The sequence below is a fragment of the Chryseobacterium sp. FP211-J200 genome (genome assembly GCF_001643375.1).
Lineage (GTDB): Bacteria > Bacteroidota > Bacteroidia > Flavobacteriales > Weeksellaceae > Epilithonimonas > Epilithonimonas ginsengisoli.
Genome location: NZ_LSHB01000027.1, coordinates 20,377 through 42,417 on the forward strand (window position 1 = coordinate 20,377; position 22,041 = coordinate 42,417).

Consider the following 22,041-nt stretch of genomic DNA (forward strand, 5'->3'; position numbering starts at 1 on the left):
AATGTATTATAATCTCACCTGGTTTGATAAGAATATAGTTCCTAGGACTAAGGGTTATAAAGATTTTGTAAACGAAATGAAAAATAGTTCATCTGAACATTTTTTCAGAGATGGTGAAAGAATTTTCACAGACAAAGAAAATTATTACATGAGGATTCTTGAGCACAGAAATTATAAAAGCAAAATAAATACTTCCGTACTGAACATAGAAAAATCCACGGAAAGCGAGATTAATCAAGAACAGTTGAATGATGTTAAAAAACTGATTTCTGAAAAAGAATTATCTGTTGCCGGTGGCAATCGTCATATTGAAACCACAATTGAGGGTTATAGTGCAAAGGAATTAATAAACTTATCGACTGAGGGATTAAAACATTTATTAAACCTAAAGAAAGAAGAGCTTCAAATCCAAAAAGAAAATGATGATCTGAGTAAGATGAGTTTCATTTTTAATGAAATAAAAGAACTTGAATCTATCATTCAAAATAAATCAATTATAAACAATAAAAATCCACAAATTATGGAAAACAACAAAACATTTGACCAAGTAGAATACTTGAAAAACCAATTAAAATATCTTGGTTTTGGTGAAGCGGAAAAACTTCACAATGATTTAGAAAAAGGTATTAATTCCAAAAGACAACAATTCGAAATTAAAACAACCTCAGACAAAACTTTACCAGAAAACAAAGTAGATTTTACCTTGAAATTCAATAAATCTGAAGGCGGTGGTGTTTTTCTCAATTCTTACAACGCAAATTTGACTAGTGAAAAGAATGAAGAAATTTCACATAATTTTCCTATCAGTAAAGAAAACACTTTTACTGCAAAAGAAGCAGTGAATCTTTTGGAAGGCAGAACGGTAAAAATAGAATTTAATAATCCGAAAACCGAACAGCTGGAACCCGCTTTTGTCAAACTCAATTTCGACGAGCCAAAAACCGAAAAAGGAAATTACAACTTCCAGAATTTCTACAAAAATTATGGAGTGGACGCAGCTCAAATTGTAGAAAAATCGAATCTGATCTTTGATAAACCTGAATGGAAGGAAAACACCATAAAATCTTTGGAAAAAGGAAATATTGTCAAGGTGAAATTTGAATTGGATGATAAAGTGATAGAAGGTAAAGCGGTGCTAAATCCTCAGTATAAAAATCTAAGTCTTTACGATCAGGATATGAACAGAATCAATACCAATAAACCTTTGGAAGGCTTGGAACAGGATAACAAGCAAGAAAAAAATAATGTCAAAGAACAGAGCATTAAAAGATAGATAAGACTTACAACCAATCATTTATTTCCTAGCGGCAAGTCAAATTAATAAGGCTGCCGCTTTTTTTTAAATCTCCCAAAATGAAAAAACTTATAATACTTCCTTGTTTATTTTTACTATTTGTCATTATTTCGTGCCACAAAGAGATTAAGTCGGAGAAAGGCGGAATCGATATTATCTCCAATGTTTACTTTGACGCATCCAAAGGACTGGATAAGATGCAGAATTTCCATTTGTCAAAGATGAATTATTCAGGAAATCAGCTGTTAGAATTAGTTCCCGATCTTGCATTTCCCGAAATCAATAAGCAGCTCTATTATATTAAAGATTCACTCTGCTATTCATTAGATTCAGAGAGCAGCAACATCATCCTTTCCGATATTTTTGCTAAGCAAAATCCTTTATCGATCTGGAGTAAAAAAGAAGGTGCGATTTTTTCAAAAGAATGGATTCCGAACTATAAAAACAGGAAAAACTTATCAGACACCATTTTATTCAATAAAAAATACAAACGATTTGAGATCAATTCCCCTTGGCATTATAGCCGATTTTACATTTATCCGTCGGATACCATCTTGCCGTATTCTCTTTATAGACACGCGGAAAAAGACTATCACGGAAGGCTTGAAAGGATTGATTCGTACAATAAAAAGAATGACATATTTGTTACACTCCAACTAATACCGAGAAAAAATTGGGACAGTGAAGCTCAAGAGATTTTTGAATATAATCACTTCATAAAAAAAAGAAAAAAGTGAACGATCAAGAATTTTTTAATGAAATAATTGATGACATTTCTGTAACTGAGGGAAATAAGAAAGAACTAATTGTTTTCGCAGACAGTAATGATCAATTTTCATTTTTGGAGCTTCTTCAATTGAATAAGCAAATCAATAATAGAACACTTGTTACACTTAATTCCGTTTCAAATACTAAAAAGTTCCTCAATAGATACCAGAATTATGATGGCAAAATGTTTCTTTGTCTGAGCGGTGACAGGACAGGAAATGAGATAACCAGGAAAATTCTTACGGAATTTGATGGTAAAAACATCAAAGACGTTCGACCTTTGTATGAAATTTCTGAAAGCAAGAATCAAAACCTGAGCGAATATTTAGAGAACAAATTAAATCGTCAAAATCAAAATACTAATTTAGTTGAACCAAAAATTTCTGAAAATGAAAACGATGCAATTGAATCCGGAAGAACATCCAATTCTCAGCAATTGGGAAAAGGAACACCTGAAGAAAACACTGGAGAACTTGGTTCAAAAATCAAATCCGAACAAAACGGAAATTACGGAAGCGGACAAACAGTGGGCAGCAACAATGCTGGAAATGGACTTGCAGGCACAGAGCGGAGTAATTTGGGAAACCGATACCGAGGAAGAGGATCCTATGACGACTCACAACAGAATAATGTTGGAGAGACTCAAGGACGCTCCGTGGGCGGAATCGTACCCGGGAGAACTGTATCCGATAGAAGAAGACCTGATGGAGGACTTTCCGAGATAAGTGAGGAGTCAACAAATAATTTAGAGTTAGATGCTCTTATTTCAAAATATAAAGGGCAAAAACTGAATAGTGATCAAGTTGCGGAAGTAGTTTCTGCGGCTTGTTTTGTTTCCGAGAATCACAAGGTTATTCTCAAAGAAAATCTGAAAGTCACGGATGATTTAAAAGAAATCTGCAATCAATTCCAAAGTGGCGGAACCTCAAAAGAAGGCAGAGGAATTTTAGACGAATATTACACACACGATAAAATTGTCGATGCAGTCCGTAATTTAATCAAAGACCATTTCAAAACTCAAAAAGAAATTTCGGTTTTAGAACCAAGTGTTGGAACTGGAAATTTCATTTATGCTACTCACGAATTATCTGTAAATTCTAAAATTACAGGATTTGAAATCAACGAGACCACCGCGAAAATTGCCAAAATTCTGCATCCCGAAGCTGACATCAATCTTCGTTCGTTTGAAACTGAATTCATCGACGAGAAAGGCAACAAAAAAGGCTTTTCACAGCAATACAATTTGGTCATCGGGAATCCACCTTATGGTGAACATCGTGGGCTTTATAAAGGATTGGGAGAAGAACCAAAAATTTCTAAATATGAAGATTATTTTGTAAAAAGGTCTTTAGATTCCTTAAAAACCGACGGCGTTTTGGCGATGGTTCTTCCATCAGCTTGGCTGAGCAGGCAAAAAAAATTGCAAAACGCCAATATTTTGGATGGATTTCGTTTGCCCAACGGAGCTTTTGCAGGAACACAGATCGGAACCGATATTATCATTCTAAGAAAAAATAATCAAAATATTTCAAAGGATATTTCCCATTATTTTGAAAATAATCCAACAAGAATTTTGGGAGAAACCCGCGAAAAAACCAACCGTTTTGGTCGATTAGAAAAATATATTTACGGAAATTTAGATGAAGCTTTATTTAAGATTGAACAGTTTAAAAATAGGAAAGAAACCCAACGGATCGGAAATCTGTTTGAAGATTTGTTTTTAGAGGAAGAACCTAAAGTTGAAAATAAAGTTCCTGTACTAAAAAAAGGAAGTGCAGAAATCGAAGATTCTGCGAGGATTGAAAGTCAAAATAAAAATGAAGTAAATATAACAGAAACTCAAGAAAAAATTGAATTGGTACTTTCTAAGCTCAATAACATCAAGTTTAAATCTCCGACAATTACGACTGAAATAAGCAAGTACGAAAAACTGCACGAAGATCTGATCACAAAGCCGACATCGTTTTCTGATGAAAAATTAAAAGACCTTATTGAAAAAAGTGATAGAATAATTTCTATTCACAATACGAGAGCCGAGAAGGAATATCAACTTCAAACGAAACCGGTAATAAAAAAAGGTGTTTTAAAATATCAATTCTCCAAACAGGATGAAATTGTAAATGCTTCCTTGCAAAATAGTTCTGAGATTACCAAAGAACAAATTGAAGCATTCAGGGATACGTCTTATGACGGCACGCTCAACAATCACGAAAAACATTCCGAATTTTCAAATTATTCTGATGGAGTTTGGATTCACGATTTTTATTACACTGAAGGAAATATTTACGCAAAACTGGAACAATTGGAACGAGATTTTAGCCGAAGTTCGGCTTCCAATTTTTCAATTAAAGATAACATTGGCGCCGGCAATGCCGGTCAATACGAAAAACAAAAAGCATTATTAGAAAATGCATTACCAAAAACAAAATCGCTAGATGAGATTTATGTCAGTCCGAACCACGAGTTCGTACACAAGTTTGAGTTAGGTCAAACAGAAAAAGACCAATATAATCATATTACAAAGCGTACCGAATCTGTCATAATAGATTACAACCTTGCTGAAAAGTTCAAAGATTTTGTAGGCACTTTACCCAGTGATGCCTTCGCTGGCTCTTCATCTTGGGAAGTCAAAAGTTTTGTAGACAATGAAACTGTGACAGGAAGCGATAAAGAAAGAAATGCATTAGTCCGTGAAAGACGAAAAGCTGCAGCTAATGATCTCTTTTACAAATTTGTCCGTGAAGAATTATCAGAAGATCTACGAGAAAGATTTGTAAAAGAATTTAATCGCAATTACAATAACATCAACGTTCCGGACTATTCTAAATTCCCTTTGTTTTCGAGGATCTACCTGCATTTTAAAGGTCAGGAATTGCGTTTGACCGAAGTTCAGAAAGCTGGAATCGGAAGACAGACCACAAAAGGGGTAGGGCTATTAGCGCACGAGGTCGGTTTTGGAAAAACGCTTTCCGGAATCCTTTCTATGCACGAAGCAATGGAAAGGGGAAATGCTAAAAGACCAATAATCGTTGTTCCGAATGACAGTATTCTGAAACAGTGGGTGGAAACCATTTTTGAAACCGTTCCCAATGCTAAAGTTAATGTTTTAGGGAATTTGGGGAAAGATTATGATCTCTCAAAATTTGACAACAAAGACGGAGAAATTACGATCGTTACTTATGAAGGTTTTAATAATATCGGGTTTTCATCAGAAATAACCGAAGAACTTTCTTCAAAATTCAGCTACATCTCTACAAGCGAACTGAAAGGTGTTACCAATACGGAAAGGGACATCCAAATTGAACTTCAGAAAGAAAAGGAGATTGAGGGAAAAATGAAGCGTGGAAAGATCTATGATTGGGAAGATTTTGGATTCGACCATTTGACTTACGATGAAGTTCACAATGCGAATCATATAGTAGGAAAAGTAAAAATTGAAGATCGCAGATTTGCTTCCGATTTTAGAAGTCAAAACCAACAGACTTCCAAATTGGGAATTAATACCTGGATGGCTGCGCAATATATTCAAGACAAAAATGACGGAAGAAATGTTACTTTGCTTTCTGCGACTCCTTTTACCAACAAACCCTTAGAATATTATTCGATTTTATCTCTGATTGCGAATAAACGGTTGGAAGAATCGGGATATTTCAACGTCAATACATTCTTCGAGACCTTTATGGAAGCGGATAATGATATGGAAATTGATGCAAAGGGCGATGTGAAGTTTAAAGCCAATGTTCGGAGATTTAAAAACAATTCGCTTTTTCAGCAGTTACTTTCGGAATTCATTGATATAAAAGGAGAGGAGGATAACCCTGAATTGATCCGTCCGAATAAAATCAACAAAGAGTATAAAATTGAGCAGAATGATCTCACAAAAGAACAATATGACTTGCTCAATGAAAATTTCAGCGAAACTGAAAAGGGTGCAATTCTTACTCATATTCTCAATGCCCGACTGATTGCGATTTCGCCGTATTTATCTCCTTATTTTGAAGGTGACGAACCTTCTGTAAAAGAATTTGTCGAAAATTCTCCAAAGTTGAAACAAACAATGGATTTAATTCAACAAAATAAAAATGACATTCCGGAATCGGGACAAATTATTTATTCTGAATTGGCGGTTGCTCAATTTCCTAAACTAAAAGAATATCTCATTAAAGAAATCGGTTACAAACCCGAAGAAATCGGCATTATTACCGGAGCGACCAATAAAAATCAAAGAATTTCTATTCAAAATGATTTTAATGAAGGAAAAATAAAAGTAGTTATTGGTAGTGAAGCCATTCAGGAAGGAATGAACCTTCAGGAAAACACAACCGATGTTTATATGCTTACTTTGCCCTATAATTTTACTTCACTTCGACAAGTGGAAGGACGAGCGTGGAGGCAAGGAAATAAAAACGAAAATGTGAGAATCAATTTTATGTTGACCAATGACAGTATTGATGTTTTTATGCTTCAAAAATTGCAATCCAAACAGGCAAGATATTTAGAAGCGATGAAAAAAGGAGCCGATGTTTTGGATATTTCGGACATAAGTACACAAGAGCTTAAAACATCCATCATTACCAATCCCGAAACCAGAGCCAACATTGAAATTGAATTGATGAAAAAAAGGATTGAAAGTGAGAAAAATAAGCATCTCGCAGATAGTGCTTTTGTCTTGAGAAAATACGAAGATGTTTTGAAAGTTCAAGAATTAGTAACCAAAGCTGAGCATTCATATAATAGAATTGAAGGCTATTCAAAAAATGGAGATGGAAATTCTGAATATTGGGCAACCCAATTGCCATCTTATCAAAAAACAATCGACCTACATAAGGCTCAAGTACAAGAAGTAATTGAAAATTTAGCTCAGAAAGGAATAGATGGTACTCAAATTGAATATCAAACCAAAACCACTGAAGCAAAGATTGCAGAACTTGATAAAAAATTGGAAGAACTTCCTGAAATCAAAGTCGATTTAATAATACAATATAAAATAGAGAAGGCAGAACAGATTAAAGCTAATGAAAATAGGGATTACATAACAGAAAGAAAAGAAGAAAATCAGTATCTTTTTGAGGAAGATAAAAATAATTTTTTGGGAAAAATTAATGACTCTGTGCACATGTTTCAGAAAATGGATGGAAATCGAGAGCAGGGAAGCTACTTCGAAAGAAGAAGGTAATTTAGAAGTATGATATAATGGAAATTTGCTTTTAGTAAATTTCCAACTTATTTTATCTTTACTGCCCCCGCCAACTCTGACTTCACATATTTTTGAGATAAGCATTCAAAAATTTACAATTATGATTAGATTTATTATAAAATGGTGATTTGATCCTCAGTTTAAATAATTATTTTTGTAATAAAACTGATATCAATGGATAATGAAATGATTTCCGCAAAAGGAGAAAGAGCTGCTATAGGAGGATATTTACCTCAATTTGACGAATTTGCGTGGTTTGTTTATCTTAATTTAATAAATAAAAGTCTTTCTTGGATAAAAGTTGCAGATCCGGAAGCAGAAAAGCTCGATGACATCCAATATTCTACATCTTCGGAAGTTCATGCATATCAAGTTAAATGGACAATTTCGGAGGCAAATATATCATACACTAATTTTATTAGCCTTCTACCGGTAATTCTATCAAGTTGGCAAAATTTGAAAAGAATTAATGTAAGTAAAAAGGTTATCCCACATTTGATTACAAATAAAAAATTATCAACGAATGACACTATAAAAATCGGAAACGATAAAATAGGAAGCTTTCATGATTTTATAAATGAGGTTTGGAAAAAGCTACGTAATAAAAATGCAATTAATGATAAGTGGAATCCTGTCATTGAAGATTTAAAAAAAACACTTAATGTAGAAGAGGAAGAATTTAACGAATTTGTTGAATGTTTTGATTTTCACCATGCCTACAAACAAAGAGAATTTAGTGTTACAAACTCGAAGTACTTAAGAGAGGATAATGATCTACAAGACTTGAGCAGATTTATTATAGAAAAAGTAGCAAGTCCAATGCGACTCGTAGAATTCTCACGACTTCAGATAATCCAAGAACTAGGCTGGGAAAACCGCTTTAAAACAACATTCAATCACGATATAGTAATTGATAGGAAGAAGTATCAGCCTATAACAAGTAGTTTAGACTTATTAAGTTCTAAGGTTAATCATCTAGAATCAGGCTATATTTTTCTTTCGGGAGGACCGGGCTCAGGTAAATCTACCTTGCTGAACCAATGGTCTAAAGCATCCACTGAAAGAATTATTAAATATTATGCTTTTGACTTTGCAAATCCATCATCACATTTAAATTATCATGAAAGAGGGAATGCAATTCATTTATTTTTTGATTTAGTTTTCCAAATTAAAGAAGAAGGTATATATAAAAGAGATATTTTACCTTATAAGGATCTTGTTTTTTTAAAAGATGTATTTTACGAACAAATAAAATACATAGGTGAAGAATATAATGAGTCTCAACAAAAAACTATAATCATTATTGACGGGTTAGACCATGTTCCGAGAGAATATAAATCAGCTTCAACCAGTTTTCTTAGAGAACTTCCATTACCTGCAACATTACCAAGTGGTGTTATTATTATTTTAGGTAGTCAGTCTTACGATTTAAGCGACATTCCACAAGAAGTTAAAAGTGAACACCAGAATTCCGAAAGAACTATAAAAATTGATTCTTTAAGAAAAGAAGACGTTTATAATTATATAGATAACGTAGATTTCATTGCCGAAGTAACTCTTGGTATAAAATCAAAAATATATGAAAAGTCGCAAGGGCATCCCTTATATTTATCATATTTGGTGGAAAAATTATCAGGAATAGAGAGCTTAGAGGAAGCGATTGACTCCCTTCCAACAATTGAAGGAGACATAGATAACTATTATAAAAAGATTTGGGAACCGATTAATCAAGACGAAAACTTAGTTAGTTTTTTAGGCTTGATTGCTAGAATAAAAGGCTTAATAAATATCGATTTTTTACAAGAATGGTCTTTTGAAAGGGCAACACACAAATCATTTAATGAGAAAGCAAAAATTTTATTTAATGAAGAGAATAAAGCATTGTCTTTTTTTCATAATTCATTCAAGCAATTTTTGTTAACCCAAACAGCCATAAATTATTTAAATAACGATTTTGATTTCATTTTGCATCGTAACTATCACAAACAGTTAGCGGAATATTATGAGAAATCTACTATCGAGCAAAGATGGAATCAGAACTATCATTTGTTCGAATCTGAAGATTTTGACACATTTTTAACTGTAGCAACTCCAGAAAATTTCACTAATCAGCTATTAAATTTTAGACCTGCGGACGAAATTAAAAAAGATATAAATTTAGGTATTGAAATTAGTAGAAAGCAAAATAGTTTAATTTTTCTTCTAAAATATTTGTTTTGTTCCGCTGAGATTGAAAGAAGGTTATTTAATATTAATCCTGCATCTCTTACAGAAGAACTTTTACAAATAAATAAATTTAGTGAAGCTGTAGGATACTTAAGATCAGGAAATGTACTGCATTGTTCAGAATCTTATGCCTTAAAAGCCTCTAGGATTTTTTTTAATTCTGGATACAAATCAGAAGCTGAGTTATTTTACAATTTAGCTTATCCTGAAATCATTACTAATCAGAAGATATTAATTGAGAATTCACATAATTACAGGGAGACAAAAGATTCCTTGAAAGAATGGGCAGCGACTGCTGCATATTTTGAATTGATAGACAACATTTTATTAGTTATTAATAGTATTAAATTTTCTAATGACTCTGAGAATAATAGATTTGAAGAAAAAGAATCAGATTTACGTATTCAAATATTAGAAAGTCTGGGTTATAGTATTATTCAGCAGAATAAATGGGATGATTTCGCCAAAATTTTATATAACATCAATACTAAGACAAAAAAAGGTAAAAATGCAATATTTCATCTTTTCCAAAATGCAATTGAAGAATGTATAGATACAAATGATAATAATCGAGCAATTGAATTTATATCTTCTTTAAAAGGATATTTTACAATAGAGAATACGTCACCAATTGGAAGAATATTTATTGCCGATTTAATTTTCAAAGTCACTCAGGATACCACTGAAGTTTGGGAGTGGATTGAGAATATTAAACACCCTTCAAAAGCCGCAACAAAAGAAATAGATTTGGGATATAGTGATTCTTTGGATCCATTTATTCCATTAATAAAGTTTAATAAATTACTTAATCTTTGCAATAAAGGACTACCTATTACTGCTGCTATCCCTTCTGCTGCTTCTGGAAGTGATGAAGAAGTATTAGTTGAGTTTGAAAGAATGTTATGTTTAATTTCTCAGGTACTAAGTGAGGGAATAATGGGAAGTTTCTCGGGAGAAATTACTCAAAGGATGATTCCGGTTGTCAAATTTTATTATAAAGAAATTTCTCCGCGCAATAGTTATTGGTATAAAATACAACAGTGCAAGGAGGAATATTTTAATCTCCTAATTTACGCTGTATCATTGACCGGAAAAGAAAATATAAATAAAATAGCTCATCTGCTTTCTTTAGAATTTGATAGCAATAAAAAATACTGGAATAGTAAAACTCAACGACATATAGTTACATCTCTTATTGAAGAAGACTATTCAAAAGATATTTGTGTAGAACGATTGCAAATAATTGAAAGTTTCATGTTGGATAATCATGATATTGATGGGCGTGTAAGAGAATGTATTGATCAGGCAAACATTTACTTTCAAATTAATGAGATTAATGAAAGTGAAAAATGGTTAAAACAAGCAATACAAGAGTCAATAGGAATAGGCTATCGTAAAGACTATCAGTTTAATACATGGATAAGGTGGTTGCGAGAAATAAATAAAGTAAATCCCACGGGTGCTTCTGACAGAATTGTATGGTTCTTATCACACCTTAATCATATTAAAGAGACTACAGAGGGAAGAGCATATTGGGATGCTTCAGAAGATTTACTAGAGGTAGGTTTTGAAAACAATTTAAATGATGGAGTGCAACAGTCTAATTGGCAAATAAAAAATGGGCTTATAGACTTTAATGAGGCTTTGGCCCTTTTTATAAAGTATTTTACTAAACAGATAAATACGGAACAAAACTATAATAATGCTATTAACCTATACTGTGATTTGTATTTACTCTTATCAGAGTCTACTAGTATAAAAGTACTTAAAGAAATTCTTAAAAAGGGATATGAAATATGTGGTGAAAATTTTTTCAAAAACCAGCTTCCATATATTTTAAACAGTATAAATATAAATTCATTTGAGGCAGACAGGGTATATCTTTTAAAAGAGGTAGACAATTTTTTTGTAACCCAAGATTTAAATACGATAGATTATTTTCCAGACTTTATTCTTCCAAAAGATTATAAAAATAATGATTCATCCTCAAATGAATTAGTTCTAAAACCAGATTATAAAAGATTATCTGAAAATCAAGTTCTTGAACAAATAAAGAGTTATGATGATTTTAAAGAAATGTTACAAAATGAGGATAAGGGTAACTCATATTTTAACTGGTCAAAAGTCATAGATAAATTAGAACCTATAATATCTCTTGATAATATCAAAGATATTAACAGCTTTGCAAAAATCACAAAAAGAGAATCAATATTTTATTCGAAAATGAGTGGAATAGCTTTGAATAAAGGAGATTCTGATTTAGCAAAAGATTTGGCTGAGAAAAGTATTGAATTGTCGAGCGAATCGGGATGGGTAAAACATTACGATGGAGGCTCAAGAATAGAAGCATTTAATGCTCTAAAAAAAGTTGATTCCTCAAAAGCGACAAAAAAGGCTTTTGAAGTTTTCTCATACAATGTAATTGAGACAGGCTATCCTAGTTCATATTTTTATGATTTAAGAGACATAATGGGATTATTAACAGAAAGCTTTCCAGAAGTAGAAATCTGGAATGAAGTTTTTGAATATCTCCAAAGACTAATGTCTAATAGTAAGCCTTTAGCAGATTTACCTTTACTAGAATCACTAGATACCCCGTCTGAAAAGGTATATATTGACTATTTGGTTGAGCTTTTAAAATCCCCTGTTAACATAGTAAGAGAAAAAGCAATAATACTATTTGCAAAGTGTATTGACGCTAATAATAGGTATGCAAGCAATTATCTTATAGAGAGAAAGCTTAATGATTACTCTATTATTGAAATTGTAGTTTTTTTATTTCATCTCAGCCCAGAAAAGACGGTTGAGTTTGTTCCAATACTCGAAGAATATGCAATATCTAAAGATTTTGAGATTAGGAATGATGCTATTGAAATCCTTGAATTTTTTGGAAAAGATATTCCGCAGAGTAAATTTAATGCACTACCTGCTATTTACTCCTTAGAAATTCCAGAAATAAAATCGCTAAAATTGGGAAGAAAAAATGATTCATATATTCCCATATTAGATGTTAATAATCCTAATGATTTAATAAGTCCATTTGGTAATATAATTAACTATATATCAATAATTTCAGAAGTAGATAAGTCTATTTTACTGATAAGGACACAATCTTTGATGAAAGAGTTAGGCAATGAGAATGAATGGACTGTTGAGTTTGAAAAAGAAATAAGAGGTCACCTAGAAGAAATTAACTTAAAATATTCATTTCATAGACCCCGAGTTATCACGGCATTAAGGGCAATTATGCAATTAGCCACTGAATTGATTGACTCTCAAACATGTTACAATGAGGAACTTAGAGATGTGCTAATCTCTAAAGATAAAAGTGTTCCATTTTTTCACACAATAAAAAAGCCAAGCTTCATTCCAAAAATAGAAAAAGAGAAGTTTGTAAGAAAAGATTGGATTGATAAAATTGATGATAATGTAAGATTGCAGGAAAATTCTCTTATTAATTATGATAATGGTTTTAAAATTATAGGAGAATATAATGTTATTAAAAATTTAGATTGGGGAAGTCCATCTGAAGAGTTTTCATCACAAGTTACGGTCTCAGATAGTATAGACGATTCTGAACCTTATATCTTTGGTTCAGTTTTTCATGAGCTTAGTGATAATTACCACAATTTAAATGGAGGCGGTCATTTTATAATTGTTCATAGAGACCATAGATTTAGTCAGTTTGATATAAAATCAAGATGGATAGCAATAAATCCTGTTCTAGCAAGACACCTTGATTGGATTCCAGAGCCTACAAAATTATTTGCATGGAGAAATGAATCAGGAGAATTGATGGTTGAGTCTATTTATTGGGCAAGTGGTAATATGAATATGACTCCTAGGAAAGATGGGGAAATTGGAGAAGGGTGGTTTGTTATTGCTTCTGATAAGGCTATAGTAGAAATTCAAACCTTTGAAGAAAAACTGTTTTTTCAAAAAAAGTTGGTTAAATCAATATATGAAGATAATAAGTTGATTGATAATAGTATGATTGTGACTTTAGAGATATGAAATTAAAAACCTTCAAAGATAATTTTAATAAAAATTTTTCTAAAGTCTTTGAAAGTCTGTATTTTAGACATGTTAATGATGAAAAGTGGGCTTGTTTCTTTGTGAAAATAAAAAATATATTTGCACCAGTAAAAACGACGCTCTAAATTGTTTAGAAAAGTGACCTTTTTTCGGTGACCTGCTAAATAAGAGAACAATATAACGCTTATAGAAAGTGCTTTTTTGAAAAAATAACAAGTCCCATCCGAACATAATGCCTAATACTTTTTAAAGATTTTCTATTTATCTTTTACTCAATTCTAATTACATTGATTGACTTTGAACTTCTTGTGGTTAGCATTTTCTTTAATATTTTCATATCGTTGCATATTGTAGTTTACATGAATTCTAATTATACTGAATTGATATCAATAATTTTTTTTCCGCTTTCTAAATGTTCTGGTATGATTTTAATAGAAAAACCTTTAAATAAAAGTATTTAAAGGTTTTTCTATTAATAGTAAGCAAATTAAGATTGAAAATAATAATGTATTATAAAATGTTGCAAACTCTCTAAAAAGCTTGGATGAATTTTTTGAAATACCTTCTGTTTACAAAATTTATATGTATCAAGGGTTAGTACGTTATTTCTTTGTCAGTTTTTTTTTCTTCTATTTTAGAATTTTTAAAGAACCTAAAACTTTAAATTTTGTATAGTTCATCGAAAATAATCTTTTTTATCCCAAAGTCATCTAGCTTGGAATCTTTTTATTCCAGACTAACTTTAATTAGACTTCCAGCTATCTATACAACTCTTTTTTACACAATTATTGCCGATTTTTACTGAGTATTAAATCGGAACTTTTATCTATTATTTTTAAGTCAGTATCTTATTTTAGGTGACAAAAAATAGATAATTCTCCTTCTAATTGATCTTTTCTATAGTGCCTACAAGTAAAAAAAAGAAAAATTCCATTATTGATAGTTCATATAAATTTGAGCCAGGGTCGATGATGAATTTTCAAGAAATTAAATTAGATGTAGCAATAAGAATACTCAAAAATTCAGGTTTAAATGTTTCAGAGGAAGAGGCTTCTGAAATTTTAGCACTAGCACATACGTTCGCTAAAATTACCATCAAAGATTTTATTTTAAATCAAGATTGATTCATATCTTATTGCTTCAAATGCATTATAAAAATTTATAAAATTGCTAATTAATGTATTTGCCAGCAAGTCTTATAATGAACTTCAACTTTCATCTAATTAATCTCTATATTTCAATCTGATATGAAGTAACCCGAAATGGAATTATATATAGTAGATAATGTTTTATGGGATAATAAATGATGAGAGTTTTGCAAGTTTATCCAAATCTTCTACAAAAGTGTTCGAAAATTGCACCTCTGCGGTCACAAATACCCCAAATGGCTCCAATTTAATCTAAATTGAGCCATTTTTTTTGTTTTTGATTCTAGAATAATCCAGATTAATCTTTTTAATGTTTTAGTAAATCTAGATGTGAAACATTAAAAAAAAAATATTTTTTGTAAATGATACCTCATAAATTACTGAGATTCTCTTGGTACATTAAAGTATATAGTTGCCTTTAAATTGGTAATAATGGCCGGAAATGCACATACACTTTTTTCTCTCGGATATAATAACAGACAAGCAAAAACAGAATCGCCATAGAAAACCAAATCATCAGAGAATAATAATCCATAATAGACCTTAGTAAAATTTGATTATCGAGTTGTGTCTTAAACACTTTCTGTGTCACAAGCGGAACGGTTTTCTCCTCCAAACCATTATTTCCGAGATAAGTCTTAATCTGATTGATTTTATCCAGATAATATTGATTGTTATAATTGATGTAATCTAGGAATCTGTTGTAATGCAGATTGTAATGATAGACGCTGAAGTATTTAGTCAAAAAAGTACTGGTTGTGTATCCTAAAAATCTTATAATCAATCCAAATGCAGCTGCAGAAGGTGCCAAATAGTAAGGAACAATACTGATGATAAACAAAATCGTAGGAACCATTATAAGTCCAACACCTAATCCGTGTGCAAACAGCGGAATACAGTAGTAGCTTTCATTACCTGCATTAGCAAGCATCTGTGTCATACAAATGTGATAAATCATCAATGAGACAAAACCGCACATCCAGAGCCAGATGACATTCGATTGTTTAATTTGATGCCAAGCTGCCAAAGCTACACCAGCAATTATCCCGATTAGATTAAACACAAACATATACGAGATATGCCTCGGGTCCATATGAAGGACACTTTTGTAAAAACTCCCGACATAGGTAAACGAGAATCGCTCAATGTACATAAAGAACAAGAGCATTGCGCCCCACAGATATTGTTTTTGTTTAAAGATAGAAAAATCAATGTAAGGTCTTTTCAAGGTTAGCTGACGAATTGCAAATAATAATGTCGCCAAACCAACCATTATCGAAACCTGAATAATCTTAACACTATCAAACCAATAATATTGTTGTCCATAGACACTCAAATAACCCAATCCAATTAAAATAACAGCCAGCAAAATAAAACTGCTCATATCCAACTGAATCAGCGTGTGCCGATGAAATACTTTGGCAGAAGAGATACAAACCAAAACAATAATCACGCTTACGGCAAACATCACCATCGATAGTTTATAGACAATGTCAAAATTATATTGGTCGATGAGGTCTGCTGTAATCAGGTTGTTAAAAGATGTTGTACAAAGCAACATTCCGAAAAACAAACTGTATGTGACTTCCTTTGCTCTGTAAGATTTCATAAATCTGATAGCCATCGACATATAGAGATTCACGGCACTGGCAAAAAGCATTCCTTGAACAAACCTTACAATAAAAACAATCAGCAGAATCTGAGAGGAGAACAGCAGATAACAACACAATAGTTGGAACAACTGAAACTGTATAAAGTATTGCTTAGAAGTAAAGTAATTATAAAATCTCCTTTCCAAACAGTAGAATGATGCAAACCCTGCATAGTAAAGAGAAATCGTAAACTGAATGTCATTCGGTTCTATGCCGTAATAGCCTGCAGCTACGTCTTCATTCGCCATTGGCAGAAAAAACATAATCATATTGGGCAATAGCAATGTGAAAAGAATCGTTTTTGCCAGCCAGTTCGGAACCCATTCTTTGAATAATGTCATTTTTTATGTTGGATTAATGATGAGGAATTGTGACAGTAACATTCATCCCGGAAAGTATTTTGGAACGCCATTCTTTGTTGAGGTTAATGATTTCTATCTTAACAGGAATACGCTGAACTATCTTCACAAAGTTCCCAGTAGCATTATCCGGAGGAAGCAGAGAAAAACTAGAACCTGTTGCGGGAGAGAATGCCAATATCTTTCCTTCGAATTTTTTATCAGGGTAAGCGTCTATCGTGATAGAAACTTGGTCACCAATTCCAAAATGTGAAATCTGAGTTTCTTTAAAATTAGCCATAATCCATTTAGGGTTTTCATCATTCACAATGTAGCAGAGATGTTCTTCATCGTCAATCATTTGTCCTTTTTCAATTTTACGTTTCCCGAGTCGTCCGTTGTACGGAGCAGTAATGACAGTATAGCTTACATCTAGATTTTTACGTTGTTTAACCTCATTCAACCGTGATTTTTCGGCACCTATGATGGCTTTTTCCTGATTCAGGTCTTCCGCTTTTTCTTTTGCGACTCTGTAGTGTTGTTCTGCCTGAGACAGGTCACTTTTATAGATGTTAAGACTAGCTTCTATCTGCTCCAGTTTTTGTGCGGTGGCAGATTTTTCTTTGTACAGTTGCTTGTATCTCTCATATTCCAAATTTTCTTTCCATACTTTTATTTTGGCGGCTTCTATAGCTTGGTAGGCTTCTTTTGCTTCAGCTTCCAGCGTTTGTCTTTGTTGGTTCAGGACTTGGGTGTTGGCATTTTGTTTCTGGAGTTCTGCGCCTACTTGGTTGGCATCTAGTTTATATTCTTGATTGTCGATGATGAATAATGTGTCGCCTGCTTTCACGTTGTCATAATCATTGAATCGCACTTCTCTTACATAACCACTCACTCTTGCAATCACAGGGTTGATGTATTCCACCACCTGAGCATCATTGGTAGTTTCATTATGCAAGAAATGATATATGGAGATGGCGGCTTTTATCATAACAAAAAGCACAAAAATCCACGCCACAGCAGAGGTGAATTTGACTAGGGTTTTACGATGAGATACTTTCATTTTATAGGGTTCCGGTTTCGTATTTTAGAGAGTAGTAGCTTTTCAGGATATTCATTTTGGATTGTTCCAGTTCAAATTGAGCTTGTACCTGCAATAGATTGGCATCCAAAAGGTCTGTGATGAGAGCAGTCTGATTGAAATAAGCATTTTTCAAAATCCTCGCATTTTCATTGGCATATTGCAGGTTTTGTTCAAAGACTTTTTCGTGTTTCAGAGATTCATCATATTCGTAATAAGCTTTGTAGATTCGGGTTCGGATGTTATCATTGGTGAATTGATGATGCAGTTGGGCAGAACTCAATTCTATTTTAGCTTCCTGCACTTGATGCTTGTTGTGGTAGATGCTGCTGATGTCATAAGACGCTTGCAGACCTACGAGCCCCAAACTGTACCAATTGGGGTTGTAGTTATAAAGGAACACTTGCGGATTGGCAAATTGGAAAGAACCTATCAGCCCTATTTTAGGATAGTAATTGCCTTTGTCTAGTTTTAATTTGGTTTCCGCCACTTGGGTGTGTTGTTCAGATAATTCTGCATCGTAGCCTTTTTCCAGAGCTATTTCGATGTAGTCATCTACTGATAAAGCTGTTGTTTCTTCTTCAATAGACGCTATTTCTGGTTCAATGATGGTTTTGTCATCTTCACCGGTTAAGACATTGATCTGTTGTTGTAAAACGATGATGCTGTTCTCAATCTCTGTGAGCGTCATTTTCCTTTTACTAAGTTCCAGCTCGGTGCGCAGAACATCACTTTCCAGGATGATTCCGGCTTTGTAGATGTTTTTGATTTCAAGTAATTGATGCTCTTTTTCTGCAATATCGTTTTGCATTGTGGTTTTCCATTGGTATTGCAAATGCAGGTCTATAAAAAGATTGGTGGCTTTCAGCTTGGTAAGGCTGATGAGTTTTTCTTTATTAGTTACCGAGATATCAGAAAGAATCTTAGCCAGTTTGATTTCATTTTTTAGTTTGAAACCATCAAAGAGATTCATATACAGATTGGTCTCTGTGTTGTAAAGGGTGTGGATGATGTCGTGCTGAGCAGGTTTGTGAAGAATACCATTCACATAGACAGGCATATTGGTGGCGTGTCTTATAGAACCTGTGATACTTAAGGTTGGAAGTTGGTTAGATTGAGCTTGTTTAATTTTGGTTTCAGCCAATTGTAGTTTCAGTTGTTCCAAAGCAATTTCCTTGCTGTGGGTTTCCACTTTGCTAAAGAGCTGAGGAAGCGTTAGTTGTTGTTCTTGGGCTTTCAGGAAAGGCTGACACAAACAGGTAAATAGGGCTAGTATAATCCCGTTTTTTTTACAAAACATTTTGCGTTTAATTTTAAAGTGCAAAACTAAAGGCTTTTATGTGATGTAATTTTATATAAAATAGACTAATTTTTGTTGATTCCGGCCATTTTTATTTACCTTTGAGTATGAAATTATTGGATATCCTTCAAGAGATAGATGACTCACCCAAAGATGTCTATCTGGTGCACGAGCGTTTTGAGCGGCATTATGATATGCATACCCACAAGCGTGACCAACTGAGTTTTGTAGAAGGTGGTGTAGCTTATGTTACCATTGAAAATGAATATCTTGTGGTTCCTGCAATGCATTTTTTATGGATTCCTGCTGGGGTGCCTCATAAGCTGGATGTGTCACATCACGCGACTCAGTTGCATTCTTTTTATTTCAAAAGTTCAGGGAAAGCCTTTTACAAGGATTTGGGAATCTATCCTGCCAATCGGCTGATTATCGAACTTATCAATTTTTCTCAACGCTGGTCTCATCAGTTTGTGGATTATCAGGAGCCTTACGCTGCTACACTTTTTTCTTTGTATGATGTTCTTTCTTTGATGGCGGAGCAGCAAATCAAGCTACAGCTCCCTACCTCCGAACATCCCAAGATAGAGCAGGTTTTGCAGTATATCCATCAGAACTTCCATACGCCACTGACCTTGAGTGAAATGACTGAGCAGTTCTATATGAGTGAGAGGAGCTTTTGCAGATTATTCAAAAAAGAGCTTCATATTTCTTTTATTCAGTATCTCAAGACTTATCGCATTATTCAGTCGATTAGCCTTTTACAGAAGCAGAAAGATAGTTCTATCGAGGAGATTGCCAATGCAACGGGTTATGAATCTCTTGCGGCTTTCAGCAATGTTTTTTATGAATATATGGGGATGAGGCCATCACAGATGCGGAAGATCATTACCTGATTTGTATTAATTAACTTTAGAAGGTGTTAAAAATAAAACTACACTTTATATTTATGGCATCTACCTACAATTTGACAATAAATTAAAATTCTATTATAAATTATGTCCTAAGAACATATTAAAACAAAACAAAAACTTATAGAGTATTTGGATGCAAATACTGAATTTAGAAATCAACCAAAAGATTGGGAGACTTATTTATATAGTTATTATTTTCGCGTTGCTACTAGTGGTCTCAATTTAGTGAATGAATTTTTTGGATCCATTAATTTTCAACTATTATGAAACTGACAAACCGGTTACTGATGCATTTGAAGCTATGAATGATAAAGTTCGCAAATGTGTGTTAGGAGCAAAAGAGAGAAAGAAAAAAATTAAAAATTAATGGTGTCAAATTGTTTTTATATGACCGACTTAAATTATGCGTGATTTTTTAAAAAATTTGCTATTACATTTATACCGTAAAAAATACATAATAATGAGGATGATATAATTAGTATCCGCAGAGCTTTTTTTGATTTTAATAAGTTTTTTGTATAGGGAATACTAAACAAATATGATGCGAGAAACATTCCGATAATTGATCCTAGTCCAAAAATAATAAGGTAAATAAAGCTATCAACAGGAGATTTTATTTGAGTAATTACCATAATCACCAAAGCGCCACTTCCTGCTAATCCATGAATGGAGCCTACTCCAAATGCGGCGCGATGCAAAGTGTGGGAATGCTGGGAAGTCAATCTGATATTAGGATAGAACATTTTCAATATTCGGAAGACTCCCAAGGTAATTAACATCAATCCTACAAAAGCTTCAAAATTCCGAAAGACATCTTCACCAATATTCATCTTGAATATAATCATTATGATACCAACGAAAAATATGGTGGTTGTATGACCAATTCCCCAGTAGATTCCATCTTTTAATGATTGTTTTAAGTTGTCTCGTTCAGACACCAATGTGTTCACGGCAACCAAATGATCTGGCTCAAAAGCATGTTCCAGACCTGCATATATTGTAAGTAGTAATTTTATCATTTTTCCTTTTTATTTATCTTGAATAATGGTAATAAGCAGCACAAGCACCTTCCGATGAGACCATTGGAGCACCATGGGGATGGGTTGGGTTACAGCCTTTGGCAAATTCGGGACATTCAAAAGGTTTTTTCAGACCTCGGAGAATCTCGCCTACGATGCAATTACTTTGCAGTTTGGGTTGTGAGGTTTCAATATCAAATTTTCTGGAAGCATCAAACATCCAGAATTGTTCTTTCATTACCATTCCACTATTTGGGATTATGCCCATACCTCTCCATTCTTGGTCACCAATCTCAAAAATGTGATTTACGACTTCTTTTGCCCTGGTATTTCCTTCTTCTTTAACCAATCTTTCGTAGCAGTTTTCTACTTTGTATTCTCCTTTTTCCAGTTGAGAAACAGTGTGATATATTGCACGTAAAAGGTCTACTGGTTCAAATCCTGCAATGACAATCGGAATTTGATATTGTTCAGCAAGTGGGCGATAATCTATTAATCCCATTATTGTACAGACGTGTCCTGGCCCAAGAAAAGCTTGTATGTTGCAAAGCTCATCATCTAAAATAGATTCCATTGCAGGGATTGCCAGAACGTGAGATACCAGTAATGAGAAATTTTTGAGACCTAATTTTTGAGCATGAACAACACTCAGAGCATTACTAGGAGCGGTAGTTTCAAAACCAACAGCAAAAAAGACAACTTCTTTATCTGGATTTTGTTCAGCTATTTTTACAGCTTCCAGAGGAGAGTATAATATTCTAAGGTCGCCACCTTCTGCTTTAGCATCTAAAAGAGATTTTGTACTTCCTGGCACGCGTACCATATCGCCAAAAGAACACATGATGATACCTTTTTCCATTAGAGATACGGCTTTGTCTATCAGTGAAATAGGTGTTACACATACAGGGCAACCGGGACCGTGTATCATTCTCACATTTTTTGGGAGTAATCCCAGAAGTCCATTTTTTACAAGAGAATGGGTTTGCCCTCCACACATTTCCATGATGTTCCAAGGTTTTGTGGCTGTTTTTTCGATTTCGTCCAAGTAGTGGATAGCCAATTCTCTCTTAAA

At 33.2% G+C, this 22,041-nt stretch carries 11 protein-coding genes; 6 read left to right on the forward strand and 5 right to left on the reverse strand.

What is annotated here, in order from left to right:
- Position 1 precedes the first annotated feature (1 nt).
- From AXA65_RS20040 to AXA65_RS09705, 5 genes are all read left to right on the forward strand, one after another.
- A complete protein-coding gene (locus AXA65_RS20040) occupies positions 2 to 1,273 on the forward strand; it encodes a hypothetical protein (protein WP_185114321.1) in 1,272 nt (423 codons plus the stop codon).
- Between the two features lie 80 nt (positions 1,274 to 1,353).
- Complete coding sequence (locus tag AXA65_RS09690) at positions 1,354 to 2,031, forward strand: hypothetical protein (protein WP_063969915.1); 678 nt, start codon at positions 1,354 to 1,356, stop codon at positions 2,029 to 2,031.
- Positions 2,028 to 7,238 carry a helicase-related protein gene (locus AXA65_RS09695; RefSeq protein ID WP_063969916.1) on the forward strand — a complete coding sequence of 1,737 codons (5,211 nt, stop codon included), beginning with the start codon at positions 2,028 to 2,030 and terminating at the stop codon, positions 7,236 to 7,238. Before AXA65_RS09690 ends, AXA65_RS09695 begins: the two co-directional genes overlap by 4 nt.
- Before the next feature lie 195 nt (positions 7,239 to 7,433).
- Positions 7,434 to 13,499, forward strand: a complete 6,066-nt coding sequence (locus AXA65_RS09700) for an ATP-binding protein (RefSeq protein WP_063969917.1) — start codon at positions 7,434 to 7,436, stop codon at positions 13,497 to 13,499.
- A gap of 923 nt (positions 13,500 to 14,422) precedes the next feature.
- Complete coding sequence (locus tag AXA65_RS09705) at positions 14,423 to 14,644, forward strand: hypothetical protein (RefSeq protein ID WP_063969918.1); 222 nt, start codon at positions 14,423 to 14,425, stop codon at positions 14,642 to 14,644.
- A gap of 442 nt (positions 14,645 to 15,086) precedes the next feature.
- Here AXA65_RS09705 and AXA65_RS09710 read toward each other — a convergent pair whose 3' ends face one another.
- The 3 genes from AXA65_RS09710 to AXA65_RS09720 are packed head-to-tail and all read right to left on the reverse strand — an operon-like array spanning position 15,087 to position 19,039.
- A complete protein-coding gene (locus AXA65_RS09710; protein ID WP_063969919.1) occupies positions 15,087 to 16,661 on the reverse strand; it encodes an MFS transporter in 1,575 nt (524 codons plus the stop codon).
- A gap of 13 nt (positions 16,662 to 16,674) precedes the next feature.
- Positions 16,675 to 17,721, reverse strand: a complete 1,047-nt coding sequence (locus tag AXA65_RS09715) for an HlyD family secretion protein (RefSeq protein WP_063969920.1) — start codon at positions 17,719 to 17,721, stop codon at positions 16,675 to 16,677.
- Between the two features lies 1 nt (position 17,722).
- Positions 17,723 to 19,039 (reverse strand): TolC family protein, encoded by a 1,317-nt coding sequence (locus tag AXA65_RS09720; RefSeq protein WP_063969921.1) that lies wholly within the window; start codon positions 19,037 to 19,039, stop codon positions 17,723 to 17,725.
- A gap of 107 nt (positions 19,040 to 19,146) precedes the next feature.
- Here AXA65_RS09720 and AXA65_RS09725 point away from each other — a divergent pair, with 107 nt between their 5' ends.
- Complete coding sequence (locus AXA65_RS09725) at positions 19,147 to 19,932, forward strand: AraC family transcriptional regulator (protein ID WP_063969922.1); 786 nt, start codon at positions 19,147 to 19,149, stop codon at positions 19,930 to 19,932.
- 419 nt (positions 19,933 to 20,351) lie between these two features.
- Here AXA65_RS09725 and AXA65_RS09730 read toward each other — a convergent pair whose 3' ends face one another.
- Both AXA65_RS09730 and hypD read right to left on the reverse strand, forming a co-directional pair.
- On the reverse strand, positions 20,352 to 20,969 hold the full coding sequence (locus AXA65_RS09730; protein ID WP_028123504.1) for a hypothetical protein: 618 nt from the start codon (positions 20,967 to 20,969) through the stop codon (positions 20,352 to 20,354).
- 13 nt (positions 20,970 to 20,982) lie between these two features.
- Positions 20,983 to 22,029 carry a hydrogenase formation protein HypD gene (gene hypD / locus AXA65_RS09735; protein ID WP_028123503.1) on the reverse strand — a complete coding sequence of 349 codons (1,047 nt, stop codon included), beginning with the start codon at positions 22,027 to 22,029 and terminating at the stop codon, positions 20,983 to 20,985.
- Positions 22,030 to 22,041 lie beyond the last annotated feature (12 nt).